This window comes from Leptospira paudalimensis (assembly GCF_026151345.1).
GTDB classification, from domain to species: Bacteria; Spirochaetota; Leptospiria; order Leptospirales; family Leptospiraceae; genus Leptospira_A; species Leptospira_A paudalimensis.
In genome coordinates this window covers 3,436,920-3,452,533 of record NZ_JAMQPR010000001.1, presented here as the reverse complement: position 1 = coordinate 3,452,533, position 15,614 = coordinate 3,436,920, and the positions used below count along the sequence as shown (strand labels likewise).

Below are 15,614 nucleotides of genomic sequence, written 5' to 3'. Positions count from 1 at the left end.
TTTTAGGACTGGTGCCATGTCGAATCTAAAAATTTCTGATCGTTTTGTGAAACCCTTCCTCCTGCAAAATCATCTGGAAAAAGAATTAGAGAGGGCAGAAACAGCTCGTCAAACTGTATTAAATCGAACTGGATTAGGGAAAGAATTTTTAGGATGGGTAAACTTACCAAGCCAAACGAATTCAGAGGACTTACAGACAATTCGAAAAGCTGCTGAAACCATCCAATCCCATTCCCAATACTTAGTCGTTGTAGGCATTGGAGGTAGTTATTTGGGTGCAAGAGCGGTCATCGAAGCACTCACTCCCGAGTTTAGTCATCCTGAAACACAAAAGAAAACGGTCAAAATTTTATACGCTGGGCATCACTTGGATGCAGATTATCATTTCCGATTACTAGCATTTTTAGAGAACAAAGAGTTTTCTGTAAATGTGATTTCTAAATCTGGGACAACAACTGAACCAGCAATCGCCTTCCGGTTGTTACTTTCTTTGTTAGAGAGAAAGTATGGAAAAGAAAACATTAAAAATCGAGTGTTTGCAACTACCGACAAATCAAAAGGTGCACTCAAACATTTAGCAGATGAATATGGATTTCCTACGTTTGTCATTCCTGATGATGTAGGAGGAAGGTATTCTGTTTTTACGCCTGTTGGATTACTTCCAATTGCCGCAGCTGGATTTAGCATCAATAAACTCATTGATGGCGCAAAACAGATGGAATCGAATCTAAAATCTACATCTTCCAAAGAAGGTAACTTAGCTAGTTTATATGCCGCGATGAGAAATAGTTTGTATGGTTTAGGAAAAACAACTGAGATTTTTGTTTCTTATCAACCAACATTAAATTATTTGGCAGAATGGTGGAAACAGTTGTTTGGCGAAAGTGAAGGAAAAAATGCAAAAGGTATTTTTCCGGCTTCTGTTCAATTCACGACTGATTTGCATTCAATGGGTCAATATATTCAAGACGGCGAACGAAAATTAATGGAGACTGTTATCAAGATAGAAACTCCAAAACAAGATGTTTACCTTACCGAAAAAACGGATGATAATGATGGATTAAATTATTTAGCCGGGAAAAAACTTTCTGAAGTGAATCAGAGTGCAATATTAGGAACTCTGATTGCACATAAAGATGGGGGTGTACCTTGTATCGAAATCATTTTGCCTACTATCAACGAAGAAGTTTTGGGTGAACTTATGTATTTTTATGAATTTGCATGTGCTATTTCAGGTTATATGTTAGGTGTAAATCCATTTGATCAACCTGGAGTTGAAGATTATAAAAACAATATGTTTGCTCTACTCGGAAAAAAGGGATATGAAAAACGAAAAGAGGAAATTCTAAGTCATATTGGTCCGACGTAAGAATGATTTTATATTCATTATGTTGGAACCAAAAATATCTTTGGATTGGTAAGTTTCCCATAGTTCCTTTGTACCCAAATCTAAAACTTCACCGGGGAATATTTCTCCGGTGATCTCACCTTTTTTCGCGCATTCTCGGAATGTATCGGACAAATCATAATATTGATTCTTTTCTAAGCTAGATAAACAAGAAGGATCAATCACAGAAAGTCCTATATAATAAAACTCACCTTTGCCAAACTCCAATACACCATCTTTCCTAATAAAAATTTGTGTATACTTTTCACCCTTTGGTATTGGTAATAAATACAAATGAATTTTGATTCCGCTCGCCAAATATTGTTTCGGTGTAAATTCAGGATTAGGAAAGAATAAAGTATCAGGATTGATAAGTAAAATTGGTTCTGAATTAGAATCTTGTGGTAAGGCAGTGCGAATTCCTCCAGCTGTACCTAAGATTTTATCTTTCTCTATCGAGACATCTAAAGGAAAACCAGTGAAGTTTTTTACATGATCGAGAATTTGTTCTCCTAAGTAGTGTGCATTGATCCAACCTTTTTGAATTTTCCAATTATGTAATAAGTATAATGCATAATCAAGTAAAGTGATCGATTGGATTTGTAGAAGTGGTTTAGGAGTATTTTGAGTAAGAGAACCCATTCGTTTGCCAAAACCAGCAGCCAGTACAAATGCATTCATAATTTTTTAAAATCCTTATGTAATAACAACTCCTCTCTTAAACTTCTCACAAAAATGAAAAGTGAATCAGGAAACATTCCTAACTGGATGATTTCTTCTAATTGGTTTAAACAGGAAACTATCGATGGTTTGAATTTGTCCTTTTTATGATCGGTTACCATTCGAAAATATGTGCCAAGTGCTTTAAATGATCTCTGTAGGGCTTGTAGATAAAATGTATCTTTGAATTTTTTTGTTTGGTCAATATTTCTTGATTCAAAGAATTTGAGCATCTTCATCCGAAATTCTCTAGGAAGTGGATAATAAGCATCATACAAAATGGAAGCCAAATCATACTGTGGTACACCCATTCTTGCATCTTGGTAATCAATCAACACATAATCGGAATTTGGTGATCGTAGAATATTTCGACAATGAAAATCTCGGTGTGTAAAAACATTGATGGGATATTGATTTAAATAATCTACAGTCTCTTCAAAAAAAGCCAGAGCTTCATTGGTTAAAGAAGTTTTGATTTTATAAATCTCTTTAAAAGCATGAAATTTATCAATAGTTAGATTTGTTTCAAAACTGAGTTTCTCTGTATCGAATTTTCTTGTTTTTACGAAAACAGGCGGGTCCAGTGTTTGTAATTTTAAAATCAATTCAATTAGATTGGTAAAGTGATTTTGGTATTCTGTTAAATTATAGGAACTATAGTCCAACTTTCCTTCAAAAGACATACAAATGATGCCCACAGTTTCATTCTTTTCAAAAATTTTTGGAACATGAATTCCATTCTCATACAAAAATTGACTCAATACGATAAACTCTTCGTTTACTGTTTCATCAATACAGACTACTGCTTCACTATGTTTGGTTGTAGAAATATGAAAGTATCGTCTGCTGGATGCTTCCTCTTGTAAGGGAGTGATGTTACAATTTTTTCCATATCGAGAATGGATAAATTCTAATTGAGTTTCATTGATTCCAGTATACACGTTACGAACTAGGATCCGGAAACCTCAGGAAAAATAAAATGAAATTTGGAACCTTTCCCAGGTGTAGAATCAATTTGTAATTCAATTTCAAAATTCTCTACAATTTGTTTTACCACAAACATTCCTAATCCCGTACCTTTACCTAATTCTTTTGTGGTAAAATAAGGTTCATAAATTTTATCCAATGTTTCTTGCGACATCCCTTCACCATCATCAATGACAATTAGATGGCCTTTTTTGTTTTGGATATATGCTTTGATTTCGATCGTTCCTATGTTGTTTGTCGCATCCGCAGCATTTAATAAAATATTTGATAGTAATAATGCAAATTGATCCGAATTCATACGAATTGGAATTGGTTCAGTAGAATCTTCTCGTTTGATTTGACAGTATTTGAGTTTTGCCGTTTCTTTAAAAACCTGTAAGACTGAGGAAATTTCTGAATTTAAATTAAGGATTTCTGTTTTTTCTGTATTTGATTTTACTGATTTTCCTAATTGCAAAAGATTCGAAGTTAAAGCTCTTAATTTTTCTGTTTGGTTTAGAGTCACTTTCAGTGCACGATCTTTTAACATAAGGTCTGCATTTTCACGTGAAGCCATTTCGACAAATCCTTGGATGGCTGTTAATGAATTATTGATTTCGTGGCCTATACTTGCCGCAACTACAGATAAAAATGCCCTTCTTTCTGAGTGGATCAATTGTTCCACCATCAATTTTTTTTGCGTTACATCTCGGATAACACCAGTATAAAATGAATCACCATCTAAACTATAGGAACATATTGCAATATCAGCCAGAAACGTTGAAGTATCCGAACGCTGTAGAGTTACATCAGATAGTTGCAAAGTTGATTTATTTGGTTCTTGGCTTAATACATTCGAAACTTGGCTCATATACTTTTGCATTTTATTTTCAGTAAATAAAATTCGTACATTCTGTCCTATTAAATCTAGTGGAGAATGAAATCGAAACATATCAAAGCTCGCCTTGTTTGCTGATACAATGATAAGTTTGTGATTGATAGTAACAACCGCATCTGATGTTGCATTCAAAATTGCCGCATTTTGACGGTTAAGATCTAAATTCTGTGTCCGAAGAGCCTTTTCTAATTTTTCGGACAACATTAATTTTTCTAAATCTGAATCTTTCTGATTTTTTACCTCTAATGCTCGTTTTACGACAGATAGTAGCTGGGTTCTATCAACCGGTTTTGATATATATTCATAAGCATGATAACGAATAGCAGCTTCCGCGGACGATAAATTAGGATTTCCAGTGATTAATATCACAGGTAAATTTATGTTTTTTTCAGCTATAAATTTTGTGAAATCAATACCAGACATTCCTGACATCAAAATATCTGAAATCACTAATGAAAATAATTCTCCTGATTCGATTCGTTTTACAGCATCAGATGCAGATTCAGAAAGTTCAATTTGGTACCCTTCACGTGATAAAACACGTTTTAATGCGATACGAATGTCTTCTTCATCATCGATAATTAATATTTTATCCATTTTCATCCGTATGAGCAGGCAAAAAGATTTCGACCTTTGTTCCTAAACCATTCTTTGTTTTGATATAAATCTCACCACCGTGTTCGGCGATGATTTTTTTAGAAATTGATAAACCCAATCCTGTTCCTTGTTTGTTCCGCCTTGTTGTGAACAAGGGTAAAAAAACCTTTTCCAATGTATCGTCATCGATTCCTGGTCCATTGTCTTCCACAGAAAATACGACCCAGTCCTTATTTTGACTCCTAAGAAAATCAATTCCCAACTCAATTCGAGGATTCTCTCTGGGAATTTCCATTTCAGACAAGGCATTAATCGAGTTTACCACACAATTGATCAACACTTGTTCGATTTCCTGCCAACGTACAAAAATTCCAGGTAAATTGGGACCAGCATGCCTTGTGAATTGGATATTTTTTTTGCGACAACTGACTTCCACAAGTTCACTTGTTCTGACTAGTATGTAATAAGGAGAAACAAAATCACGATTTGGACTTTCCATCCGGCCTAAGTCAAGTAATGCCTTTACCAAGTCTCGGATTCTTAAATTTGCCGCTTCAATTTTCTGCAGGATATTCTTTCGTTCATTTGGATCGGTTTCATCAACTGTAATTAAATCTTCTAAGTAGAGTAATGCACTTTGGAGAGGATTGTTAATTTCATGTGCAAGTCCTGCAGCAATTTCACCGATACTTGCAAATTTCATTGATTCAATTAATTGTCTATCTAATCGTTTTGCCTCAGTGATATCAGAAAATACTAACATTACCTTTTTGTCATTAGGATTGAGTTTTCTGACAGGGATAAACTTTATTTCGAACGTTCGATCCTCACCTAATAACGAATAATCGAATTCGGCTCTTTGAGTCGATTGTGAAGAAATTGATAAGTTTAAAACTTCAATCAGTCTACTTTTTTCACTTATATCAAAATATTGAAAAATATTTTCTCCTACTTCAAATGCCAATAGTTGAAATAATAAAAACTTAAAAATAGGAGCTACTTCAATGATAATTGCATCTTGGTTTACGATAACAAATCCATTATTGATAGTTGCAAAAAAGGTTTTTAATTTTTCTTCTCCGTATCTGATTGTATTTTCTGCATTTTGTAAGGTAGATAAATCTAATAAAAGTATAGTTATATTATTGATTCCATTTGTGTAATTTGGAGTTACAAAACTTTGTAATTGAAACTTCTGTTTTTCACCTAAACCAGAATAAATATCGATATCATGTTTTACATTTGTTCTTAATAAATCAGATTTAATGGGTTCTGCTAAAGTAAGTAGTTCAAAGATGGATTTTTTTTGAATCTGTTCCAACGTTATGGAAAAAAAATCTAAAAATCGTGTATTTGCAAATTGAACATTTCCAAAGGAATCGGTGATTAGAAATGGAATCTCCAATCTCTCATTTTGTGGTGGGTGAACAGTCTCAGTTATTTGATTCCAATGAATGTACAGAATATAAATTTCATCTTCATCATTCAAAACATCATCAACCGATGAAAACTGAACAGATACTGTCAAAGTTTCTAAATTTGCCTTCTTACATTGGATTTGGTGATTTTTTTTTTGATTCGATTTTTGTTTCAGTAAAGTGGATACATTGTTTGTATCTTCGAAAATCAAATCCATAGGGCATGGAAGAGAAACATTCAACCCCAAAAGATTTTTAATTTGATCATGACAATAGAGTATATTTTGGGATTTAAGATCGACGAAAAGATAAGGAATCGAGGAATGGGAAAGTAACTCCGATAACTTGTGAATTTTTGTTTCTAACATTATGTTTAAAATTTTTTACCGAAGCCTATATCGAAATTATCAGTCCCAGAGACGTAAATCAATGAAAAATATGGGTGGAATTCCCTCTTATGTCAACTTGGGAGGCCACAAAATTTTTTATTGGAAGTTTGGGAAAGGAAACCAAAAACCTATCGTTTTTTTTCATGGATTACTAGATGAAAGTTTTGGATTCCGAAGAGTCGTAAAAGAATTGTTAAATGATGGATACCCATTGTATGTTTTTGATTTGCCAGGATATGGAAAGAGTAAACTTCCACTTGTCAAATACCTTTATCAAATTGATGTTTGGGCGGAATTACTTCTCGAATGTTTAGAAAAACTAAATTTAAGCCAAATTAGTTTAGTTGGACATTCGATGGGTGGACTGATTTCCCAACACTTAGTCCTTCATGATAGAAATCATCGTGTGGAAAAATTAATTTTACTCGCACCCGGTGGAATTGCACATCCAGAACGCGAAAAAATGCGAAAGATTCTATTTCCAAAAACGGAAAGGCAAGTCGTATTGTTGTTACGTTATTTATACGGTGAAGAATTTCCTGAACCAGGTTTTTTGTTTCGTCATACACTGGTTACGATTTGGAATGATAAACCAAATGAATACTTACAAGAAAATACTCTCAGAAGAGAAGATGAGATTTTTTTCGGTGCTAAAATGAAAGAGATCAAAATTCCAACTTTGATATTAGCAGGTGCTGAAGATGAAATCACACCACCATTTATGATGAAACAAATGAAATCCTATATCAAAAAAAGCAAATTGGTTTGGATTCCAAAAATTAGACATGCCATCCATTTAGAAAAGCCTGATGTTGTAGCAAAGAATATTAGAGAATTCTATAATTCTTAATTACTCTCCATCGTCCCCAATCGCATCGACAGGACACATTGCCATGGCTGCCTTTGCCTGTTTTTCCTCTGTTGGATTGGATGGTTGTTTTTTAAAGAAAATGTGCGTTTCGTCCGCATTGTACTCTAAAAGGTTCGGTGCTTCTTTGACACAGTCATTGCAGGGAACACAAGTCTGGTCGACATAGTATTTTCCTGGTACATTCTCGGGTTGTTTGATACTTTTATCTGCCATACAGTATTTTTACTTTTTAACAGACCCCCCCCTATAAAATAAAGCATATATGACGAAAAAGAACATCCTCATCGTCGAGGATGAACCATTCCTCGGACTCAATATCAAACAGAAAATCGAATCATTTGGTTTTCATGTGATTGCTGTTGTACCATCTGGGGATGAGGCCTTTCAAATTGTCTCAGAAAAGGTGCCAGACCTTATCCTTATGGACATCAATCTAGAAGGATCACTCGATGGCATCGAAACGGCCGAATCTTTACGTGACCAATTCTCAGTTCCTGTTTTGTTTCTGACTGGATTTTTGGACGAAACTTCAAAACAACGAATCAATCAAAATCCTTCGTATGCCTATCTCATGAAACCATTTTCTACGGACCAATTAAAAGAAGCCGTTACTGGTTTTATGGTTTAGTTCTCCCATTTCCTTTCCCAACGTATTAAAAATTCTCGATTCCCGTCGGCCCCTTGGATGGGTGATTCCAAAAGACCAACAAATCTAATTTTTGGATCAGATTGTTTGATTTTGTGCCAAACATTTCTGATCGCATAACCAATCAATTGCGAATCGATCAAAACACCTTTCTCTAATTTCGAGGGATGCACTTCAAATTGAGGTTTAAAAAGGGTGATTCCTTTCCAGTGAGTTTCTGGGTATTTCTCAAACAATAACTTCAGAAATGAAAATACAGGGACCAACGAAATGAAACTAAGATCCATTGTGATCCAAGTTTCGTTCGTGAGAGGTTCTAAAGATAATTGTGGTAATTCTTTTAGGTGGGTGCGGTCGAACACAGTCACTTTTGGATCATTGGCAATCTTTTGAGCCAATTGACCGTATCCAACATCGACTGCAAATAATTTGGAAGCACCTTTTTCCAGTAACACTTGGCAAAATCCACCTGTGGAAGCTCCCAAATCAATACATGTTTTTCCATTGATTTGAATGTCTTTCCAATGATCAAATGCACCTAACAGTTTGTAGGCACCTCTTGAAACATAAGACTTTATTTTTTCTTTTGTTCTAACTTTGTCTTTTAGTGTAATCAGAGTTCCCACTTTTGAAATGACTGTATCATTCACGAGAACAGAACCAGATAGAATTAAAGATTGGGCTAATTTTAAATCGGGTACAAACCCTTCCCTAACGAGAAAGTTATCGAGTCTAATTTTTTCTTTCTGCAATGTACTTAGGTAATCCTAAAAAGAATTCATGATTCATAGAAGAAAGTTCAGTTGCTAGTGAGATGGCTTTGTTGACAGACTCGGACCTGAGAGATTTTGTTTTTTCCATTCCATACAAACTTGGGTACGTCAATTTCCCTGCTTTTGCATCCTTTCCTGGGGTTTTGCCAAGTTCTTCTAAATTTCCTTCTACATCGAGGATATCATCTGTGATTTGGAATAAAAGCCCAATTTCTTTCGCATAACTTGAAAGTACAGATTCTCTTTCTTTCCAATCAGGTCGTAATCGATTCCCTAATAAAAAGGAAGATTCGATCAGTGCTCCTGTTTTTTTTTCATGGATAGAGAGTAGTTTGGATTCTCGGTCTGTTTTACTTGGATTTTTTTCTTCTTCAATGTCTTCCATCTGTCCTTGGATCATTCCCTTCAAACCTGCACCTTTGTGGAGGATTTGAATGGAATCACGGATGAGAAATGGATCTTCAGTTTCCATCATTGATAATAGATAGAAACTAAGAGAGTTGAGTGTATCACCAGCTAAAATGGCCGTTGCCTCATCAAATTGTTTATGGCAAGTTGGTTTACCCCGACGGGTGTCATCATCATCCATTGCCGGTAGGTCATCGTGGATAAGGGAATAGGTATGAATGCATTCAACTGCAAGTGAGGCAAGTAAAACAGAATCGTCTTTAGTTTCGATGCCGTGTGTTAATTTGTTAGGTTCAAAAAATGAATTTAAAACAAAGATAGGTCTTACTCTTTTTCCACCAGCCTTTAGGCTATACAAACAAGCTTCCGTTATGCGAGTCTTTGGTGAAAATAAAGTTGTGGTATAGGAATCAAAAAATGAATCAAAAATTCGTTTGGAGTTTTGTAAGATTTCGGTGAAGGTAATTGGCACGATGGACTGGAACCGGTTCTTATTCAGAACCGATCCTTGTATTGATCAAGAACTTAGTTAAGTTCGTAACCTTTAAAGAAAAACGCAATTTCTTGTAATGCGTTTGCGACAGAGTCAGAACCGTGAACCGCATTTGCTTCTTTGCTTTCAGCAAAAAGAGCACGGATTGTTCCTGCTTTTGCTTCTTTCGGGTCAGTAGCACCAATTACGTCTCTCCAGTGAGTTACTGCGTTGTCACGTTCAAGAGCACATGCCACGATAGGACCAGAAGCCATGTAGGTGCAAAGGTCGTTGTAAAAAGGACGAGCCGCATGGACTGCGTAAAATTGTTTTGCGTCTTCAAGGCTGAGTTTTAGGAATTTCATTCCTAGGATTTTAAATCCTTCTTTTTCGATTCTCTGAAGGATGTCACCGATGTGTTTGTTTTTCACTGCATCGGGTTTAAGCATGATAAAAGTTCTTTCCATATCTCCAGTTGCTTGGAGAAACCGAAAAAAGCAATCGAATCTTTAGGCAGTTAAAAATCGTACCAAAAGAAAAGAAGTAGGGAGAAGGTCCATTTTTTCAAAACCTAACTCTTCCCATACATTCAAATCGATGAGGATCAGTGAATACCCTGTGATTTGGTTGATCGCAATTGGATATGGGTTCAAATCTGTTTCCGGTTGGATCAGATTTTCCACTTTGATTTTGTTTGATTTCATCCCTTTTAAGGAAGTGAGTTTTTGAGCAAAACCTAAGATGGGGTCCTTGTCCCCTTTGTAAAGGATAGCGATTCGTTCAATGGTTTCAAGGCCATTGTCAATGAGAACCCCAACGGTGGCTGGACAGTAGTTTAGAATGCCTTTGATTTTTCCGCCCGTATAACTTCGAGAGAACAATGGTTTTGCCGCTCCGATGAGCAGGATGTCAGAGTGTTTGATTTTAGCAAAGTTGACGATTTCGTATGTGACATTATCAGTAATACGATATTCTGTTTGGACTTGGATCCCTAAACTAGAACCTGTTTGGCGAATCGCTTCAAAACTAGCATCTCGATACTTCCTGATTTCTTCATTCGAAAGGGAGTCGTTAGGTGAAATGTGCAAAGCAATGAGTTCCAAATTTTTCTTTTGGTTTCCCGATAAGGAAAAAGCAAATCTGACTAAACTTTTTCCCATTTTTTCTTGGGCAAAAGCAACAAGCACTCTGAGTTTGCTATCTGATGGTTTTTCTGGATAAGATGCGTTTACAGTCTTTGTGAAAAACTTTTGGATTCCATCAAGCAGTGGTCCAGTGGAAAGAGTTGTGACAAGTGCCATCATCACAAACACAGCAAATATTTCAGGACTGAGGATTCCTAAATCATAACCAATATTGAGGACAACTAGTTCCATCAGGCCTCGTGTGTTCATGAGAGCACCAATGGATAAAGAGTCTTCCCAATTGGATCCTGCTACCCTTGCAGCAAAAGCACTTCCTAAAAACTTACCGACAACAGCGACAAGAAGAACGAGTCCAAACACAAGCCATAGGTGAGATCCATTCAGAAGTGTGACCTCAGTACGGAGGCCTGTGATCACAAAGAAAATCGGAAGGAATAAAATTACAGCTATATCTTCTATCTTTTCAGCGATTAGTTTTTTTAAATTCCCTTCCGCAGGCATGATGACACCCGCAAGGAAAGCACCAAATAGAGCATGGATCCCAATCACTTCTGTTGTCAGTGAAGATAAAAATAAAATCATTAAGATGAGAGCAACAGCTGTTCTTGTTAAGTTTTCACGCGAAATGTAAATAGAACCCAATCGTTTGAGGAAGGGTGCTACTAAATAAATCATAGTTAAGATATACGCAAAAGACAATCCAATCGTAAATAAGGCAGTGTTTAAGTTTCCTGCTTTGGAAATAGTCACAATGATCGCGAGTAAAATCCAGGCAGTGATATCATCAGCTGCCGCACAAGTTAACACCATGGCACCAAGTGGTGTACGTGTAAGGTTTCGTTCTTGTAAGATTCGCGCAAGGACAGGGAAAGCAGTGATACTCATTGCAATTCCCATAAAAAGTGAAAATGATAAAAATCCTACGTTTTTGGGTGCATAATCAGTATAAAAATAATACGCTAATATCATCCCTAAAAAGAAGGGAAAAATGATACTCGCATGACTGATGATAATCGCTGAGTGGGCTTTGTTTTTGAGAACAGAAAGGTCTAATTCCATTCCGATGATGAACATAAATAAAACGAGACCAATTTGGCTTAAGGTGCCGAGTGTAGGAAGGCTTGCAGGTGGGAATAAAAATCCCATTGTTTCTGGGAAATAATAACCAAGTAAGGATGGTCCAAGTAAAATCCCAGCTACAATTTCACCCATAACGGATGGTTGTTTTAATTTTCTGGTGAAGAGGTAACCAACAAAACGAGCACTTCCACAAACCACGATGATTTGAATGAAGAGTAAGGCTAAAGGATGGTGGAAACGATTGAAGAAATTTTCTGTGTCTAAATGTTCACTCGCGGTGACAGATAGATTTTTTGCGGTTTCTAAGACACTCCCAGCTTGGAGTAAATAATAACCTAAGGATCCAAACAGAAGTAAAGTGAAACCGTAAAAAACAGAAGAACGAGTTTTCATAGACCCTCAAGGTTCCGATCAAACGGAAAATTTTTTCACAAGTGCTTCGCCAACAACATCCGGAACTTGGTTCGATACTGCTCTGCCGTGTCTTGCTACTTCTTTGACGATTGTAGACGACACAAAAGAGTACTCATTATCAGCCATTAGGAAATAAGTTTCAATTTCTGGAGCTAATTTTTTATTCATGAGTGAAATTGCATATTCATAATCAAAATCTGTAACTGCGCGAAGGCCCCGAAGGATGACCCGAGAATTTTTTTCCTTACAATAATCCACAGTGAGTCCTTCAAAGGAATCAATTTTGATTTTGTCCCAACCTTGGAAAACCTTTCCAATCATCTCCACTCGTTCTTCTGGTGAGAATAAAGATGTTTTTTTGGAATTGATGGCAACGGCGATGATGATCTCTTCAAAAAGAGGATGGGCACGCCGTATAATGTCTAAATGTCCATTCGTAAATGGATCAAACGAACCAGGGTATACGGCGATATTTTTCATCTTAGTGGTTCACCCTTGCCCATTCTTTCATTGGTAGGCCATACAAATTGATGAATCCTTCTGCATCATATTGATTGTAGAGTTCTTCCTTTTCAAATGTAGAAAGGCCAGCGTTGTACAATGATTTGTTGGACTTTCTTCCGACAACCGTACAATTTCCTTTGTACAATTTGATGCGAACGGTTCCATTGACATACTTTTGAGTGTAGTCCATGTATGCACGGAGTGCATTCATCTGGTTGGAATACCATTGTCCATTGTAAATGTATCTAGCAAATTCTTGAGAGAGTTCGTCTTTTTTGTGTTGGGTGTCTCTATCGAGAGTGATAGATTCTAAATCTCGGTGAGCAATGTGGAGGATTGTTCCACCAGGTGTTTCATAGACACCACGAGATTTGATTCCAACGAGTCTGTTTTCTACGATGTCCACACGACCTACTCCATTTTTTCCACCTAATTCGTTTAAGGTTTCCATCACTTCAAGTGGGTTCATTTTTTTTCCATCGATTGCAACACAATCTCCATTTTCAAAATCCAATTCCAAATAAGTTGGTTTGTCTGGAGCTTTTTCTGGCGAAACTGTTAAGATAAACATATCTTCTTTTGGTTCATTGAATGGATCTTCTAAAATCCCACCTTCAAACGAAAGGTGCATAAGATTTCGATCCATACTATATGGTTTAGCGGCTGTTACAGGAACTGGAATTCCTTTTTTCTTTGCATATTCGATAAGATCTGCTCGGCCACCAAAATTCCATGTTCTCCAAGGAGCAATGATTTGTAAGTTAGGCGAAAGAGCTTTGAAAGTAAGTTCAAAACGTACTTGGTCATTACCTTTTCCAGTTGCACCATGCGAGAATGCATCTGCTCCTTCTTTTTTGGCAACTTCTGCCATCGCTTTTGCGATGAGAGGACGTGCGAGAGAAGTTCCAAGTAGGTATCGCATTTCATAAATGGCATTTCCACGAATGGCTGGAAAAATAAAATCACGTGCAAATTCCAATCGTAAGTCTTGGATGTATACTTTGGATGCTCCGGTGTTTTTTCCTTTTTCTTCAAGGCCTGTGAGTTCTTCCTTTTGGCCAACATCGGCACAAAAAGCGATGACTTCACAACCATAGGTATCTTTTAACCAAGCAAGGATGACAGAGGTGTCGAGTCCACCTGAGTAAGCGAGAACGATTTTTTTGGGAGCAGGTTTCTCTTTCATAGAATAAGGTCAAAATAAAAGAAAAAACCAAGAACACAATTAAATATTGTCTGAATTGAAATACTAGTGTAGATTTGGTGGATGCGTTTTTTTGTCTCTTTGACTCTTTTTCTGTCCATTGGATTGGCCACCATCCAATGCAAAAAACTGCAAGTGGAACCGAATGTTCTTTCCGATGCCCTTCCCAAACCAAAAATTTTCATTCAAATTGAAGGCAAAGGCAAACGAGGTACTGTCATTGGATTGGAACCTTTTCTAAACAAATACAGTTACGCTACGGAAGAGAGTTTTTATTCGAGTTTAAAGGAATACTTTCAAAGAGCAAAAGAAGACGAAACCATCTATGTCGACAGGTCCATCGTGGTTTTACCAGAATACATTGGGACTTGGCTCGTTGTCACTGCAGAAGACAAATCCATCTTTGGAAAAATAAACATTGCTGAGGCAATGGAAGAGTTAGTGAAACAAAATCTTGGGTCTTTCCTATGGCATTATCTCTTTAGTAATTCCTTTTCAAAAGACCACTTAAAGGAAACTCTTTTTCGGATGAAAGCTTGGCAGATGGCAGATCGTTACCAACGAATTTTTTCCCGTTTGGCGTTGGAATACCGCGTGGCGATTGTTGCAGGTTCCATAGTATTACCTCATCCAAAAGTGGTAGAAGGAAAAATCACTCCTACCGATGGCCCCTTGGAGAATGTAAGTTTTTATTTTCACCCTGACGGAAGAGTGGATGAACAAATTGTGCGTAAACTTTTTCCCATCGAAGAAGAAAAACAATTCTTAGTCGAAGGAACTTTGGATCAAAATCCAACTTACCGTACACCTATTGGTAAATTATATACAATGATTTGTGCTGATTCTTGGTTCCCTGAAGTATACAAAGAATTAGAAAACTCGGAAGCAGAAATTTTAGTAGTACCTTCGTTTGTTTCACCAAGTGATGCCTGGCAGACAAAATGGAATGGATACAATGGTTATGCGAATCCAAAAGATGTCACAACAAAAGATATAGGATCCATCACAGAAAAAACAGCATGGAAAAAATATGCAATGTTAGGGCGACTAAAAGATCCCAATGTAAAACTTGGAATCAATGTATTTTTCCGAGGTGAAATTTGGGATATGACCGCAGGTGGTGATGCATTTTTCCAAAAGATGGGAAAACCAGTGAATAATTTGGTCAAAGAAGAAAAAAACCAAGGTAGGTTGTATGTATTCTATCTCTAGAAAAACATTCCTCACATTGCTTTTATTTTGTGCAGGAATCAAATCCAAAATCAAAACCTTTTACTTTAGTGAATCTGAAACGAGAACTGTCAATAGTTTTGCCGAGGTTGTTTTACCAATTGAGGAAACTGGAATGCCGAATTTAGAAGAAGCAAATGTTATGCGAAGATTAGATGAAGAGTTGTACTTTGTTTCCGAGGAAATCCAAGAAGACTTTCACTCTGCTGTTATGGTTTTGGAATACCTTCCATTTTTTTACGGAAGGTTTCGTTGTTTTTCAAATTTGAAACCAGAGGAACGAATTGGGTTATTAGAACTCTGGGCAGAAACAGATTCTGATACAGTTCGTGCTGTTGTGGGTAACTTAAAACTACTGGTTTGCCTTGTTTATTATGGTCATAAATCCACTTGGGAATCGATCTCTTACCCAGGTCCATTTGCGAATCCACCTGAGAAATGGAGTGAGGCAAGACTTCATTACCAAAACTTACTCAAAGGAAACTAAGGTAT

At 36.6% G+C, this 15,614-nt stretch carries 16 protein-coding genes; 5 read left to right on the top strand and 11 right to left on the bottom strand.

All coding sequences use genetic code 11. The features are described 5' to 3' along the window. Positions 1–16 precede the first annotated feature (16 nt). A complete protein-coding gene (locus tag ND855_RS15995) occupies positions 17–1,369 on the top strand; it encodes a glucose-6-phosphate isomerase (RefSeq protein WP_265359154.1) in 1,353 nt (450 codons plus the stop codon). On the opposite strand, the gene ND855_RS15990 is transcribed toward ND855_RS15995, so the two are convergent. Genes ND855_RS15990 through ND855_RS15975 form a run of 4 tightly spaced genes read right to left on the bottom strand, consistent with a single transcriptional unit; the run spans position 1,346 to position 6,354 of the window. After that, positions 1,346–2,068: a nucleotidyltransferase family protein gene (locus tag ND855_RS15990; RefSeq protein WP_265359153.1), complete on the bottom strand. Its 723-nt coding sequence runs from the start codon at positions 2,066–2,068 to the stop codon at positions 1,346–1,348. The genes ND855_RS15995 and ND855_RS15990 overlap by 24 nt on opposite strands. Further along, positions 2,065–3,048: a phosphotransferase gene (locus ND855_RS15985; protein ID WP_265359152.1), complete on the bottom strand. Its 984-nt coding sequence runs from the start codon at positions 3,046–3,048 to the stop codon at positions 2,065–2,067. The genes ND855_RS15990 and ND855_RS15985 overlap by 4 nt, the downstream gene beginning before the upstream one ends. An 8-nt stretch (positions 3,049–3,056) precedes the next feature. Further along, positions 3,057–4,568 (bottom strand): hybrid sensor histidine kinase/response regulator, encoded by a 1,512-nt coding sequence (locus ND855_RS15980; protein WP_265359151.1) that lies wholly within the window; start codon positions 4,566–4,568, stop codon positions 3,057–3,059. Next, positions 4,561–6,354 carry an ATP-binding protein gene (locus ND855_RS15975; protein WP_265359150.1) on the bottom strand — a complete coding sequence of 598 codons (1,794 nt, stop codon included), beginning with the start codon at positions 6,352–6,354 and terminating at the stop codon, positions 4,561–4,563. Before ND855_RS15975 ends, ND855_RS15980 begins: the two co-directional genes overlap by 8 nt. A 61-nt stretch (positions 6,355–6,415) precedes the next feature. Between ND855_RS15975 and ND855_RS15970 the strand changes: the two genes are divergently transcribed. Continuing rightward, entirely contained in the window at positions 6,416–7,225 is an 810-nt protein-coding gene (locus ND855_RS15970) for an alpha/beta fold hydrolase (protein ID WP_265359149.1), read from the top strand. Here ND855_RS15970 and ND855_RS15965 read toward each other — a convergent pair whose 3' ends face one another. Next, positions 7,226–7,459, bottom strand: a complete 234-nt coding sequence (locus ND855_RS15965) for a ferredoxin (RefSeq protein WP_265359148.1) — start codon at positions 7,457–7,459, stop codon at positions 7,226–7,228. It abuts the gene before it with no gap. A gap of 49 nt (positions 7,460–7,508) precedes the next feature. On the opposite strand from ND855_RS15965, the gene ND855_RS15960 reads away from it, so the two are divergent. Further along, on the top strand, positions 7,509–7,874 hold the full coding sequence (locus tag ND855_RS15960) for a response regulator (RefSeq protein WP_100716181.1): 366 nt from the start codon (positions 7,509–7,511) through the stop codon (positions 7,872–7,874). Here the strand turns inward: ND855_RS15960 and ND855_RS15955 are convergent. From ND855_RS15955 to ND855_RS15930, 6 genes are read right to left on the bottom strand one after another with little or no spacing between them, the layout of a single operon-like run. Then, positions 7,871–8,644 (bottom strand): TlyA family RNA methyltransferase, encoded by a 774-nt coding sequence (locus tag ND855_RS15955; protein ID WP_265359147.1) that lies wholly within the window; start codon positions 8,642–8,644, stop codon positions 7,871–7,873. The two genes, ND855_RS15960 and ND855_RS15955, sit on opposite strands and share 4 nt — an antisense overlap. Beyond that, positions 8,625–9,548 carry a polyprenyl synthetase family protein gene (locus ND855_RS15950; RefSeq protein WP_265359423.1) on the bottom strand — a complete coding sequence of 308 codons (924 nt, stop codon included), beginning with the start codon at positions 9,546–9,548 and terminating at the stop codon, positions 8,625–8,627. Before ND855_RS15950 ends, ND855_RS15955 begins: the two co-directional genes overlap by 20 nt. Before the next feature lie 50 nt (positions 9,549–9,598). Then, a complete protein-coding gene (locus tag ND855_RS15945) occupies positions 9,599–10,012 on the bottom strand; it encodes a nucleoside-diphosphate kinase (RefSeq protein ID WP_100788832.1) in 414 nt (137 codons plus the stop codon). Positions 10,013–10,054: 42 nt separating this feature from the next. After that, positions 10,055–12,163, bottom strand: coding sequence for a cation:proton antiporter domain-containing protein (locus tag ND855_RS15940; protein ID WP_265359146.1), 2,109 nt, complete (start codon positions 12,161–12,163; stop codon positions 10,055–10,057). A gap of 18 nt (positions 12,164–12,181) precedes the next feature. Then, a complete protein-coding gene (gene coaD, locus ND855_RS15935) occupies positions 12,182–12,664 on the bottom strand; it encodes a pantetheine-phosphate adenylyltransferase (RefSeq protein ID WP_135593322.1) in 483 nt (160 codons plus the stop codon). A gap of 1 nt (position 12,665) precedes the next feature. Beyond that, complete coding sequence (locus ND855_RS15930) at positions 12,666–13,874, bottom strand: argininosuccinate synthase (RefSeq protein ID WP_100716186.1); 1,209 nt, start codon at positions 13,872–13,874, stop codon at positions 12,666–12,668. Positions 13,875–13,955: 81 nt separating this feature from the next. On the opposite strand from ND855_RS15930, the gene ND855_RS15925 reads away from it, so the two are divergent. Together ND855_RS15925 and ND855_RS15920 are read left to right on the top strand one after the other, a co-directional pair. Further along, positions 13,956–15,104, top strand: a complete 1,149-nt coding sequence (locus ND855_RS15925) for a nitrilase-related carbon-nitrogen hydrolase (RefSeq protein ID WP_265359145.1) — start codon at positions 13,956–13,958, stop codon at positions 15,102–15,104. Beyond that, the gene (locus ND855_RS15920; protein ID WP_265359144.1) at positions 15,088–15,609 is read left to right on the top strand and encodes a hypothetical protein; all 522 of its coding nucleotides are present in this window, start codon (positions 15,088–15,090) and stop codon (positions 15,607–15,609) included. Before ND855_RS15925 ends, ND855_RS15920 begins: the two co-directional genes overlap by 17 nt. Positions 15,610–15,614 lie beyond the last annotated feature (5 nt).

Coding starts and splice junctions, on each gene's coding strand:
- ND855_RS15995 (WP_265359154.1), top strand. CDS start 17: ATGTCGAATCTAAAAATTTCTGATCGTTTTGTGAAACCCTTCCTCCTG.
- ND855_RS15925 (WP_265359145.1), top strand. CDS start 13,956: ATGCGTTTTTTTGTCTCTTTGACTCTTTTTCTGTCCATTGGATTGGCC.
- coaD (WP_135593322.1), bottom strand. CDS start 12,664: ATGAAAAATATCGCCGTATACCCTGGTTCGTTTGATCCATTTACGAAT.
- ND855_RS15975 (WP_265359150.1), bottom strand. CDS start 6,354: ATGTTAGAAACAAAAATTCACAAGTTATCGGAGTTACTTTCCCATTCC.
- ND855_RS15930 (WP_100716186.1), bottom strand. CDS start 13,874: ATGAAAGAGAAACCTGCTCCCAAAAAAATCGTTCTCGCTTACTCAGGT.
- ND855_RS15990 (WP_265359153.1), bottom strand. CDS start 2,068: ATGAATGCATTTGTACTGGCTGCTGGTTTTGGCAAACGAATGGGTTCT.
- ND855_RS15970 (WP_265359149.1), top strand. CDS start 6,416: ATGAAAAATATGGGTGGAATTCCCTCTTATGTCAACTTGGGAGGCCAC.
- ND855_RS15940 (WP_265359146.1), bottom strand. CDS start 12,163: ATGAAAACTCGTTCTTCTGTTTTTTACGGTTTCACTTTACTTCTGTTT.
- ND855_RS15945 (WP_100788832.1), bottom strand. CDS start 10,012: ATGGAAAGAACTTTTATCATGCTTAAACCCGATGCAGTGAAAAACAAA.
- ND855_RS15920 (WP_265359144.1), top strand. CDS start 15,088: ATGTATTCTATCTCTAGAAAAACATTCCTCACATTGCTTTTATTTTGT.
- ND855_RS15980 (WP_265359151.1), bottom strand. CDS start 4,568: ATGGATAAAATATTAATTATCGATGATGAAGAAGACATTCGTATCGCA.
- ND855_RS15960 (WP_100716181.1), top strand. CDS start 7,509: ATGACGAAAAAGAACATCCTCATCGTCGAGGATGAACCATTCCTCGGA.
- ND855_RS15965 (WP_265359148.1), bottom strand. CDS start 7,459: ATGGCAGATAAAAGTATCAAACAACCCGAGAATGTACCAGGAAAATAC.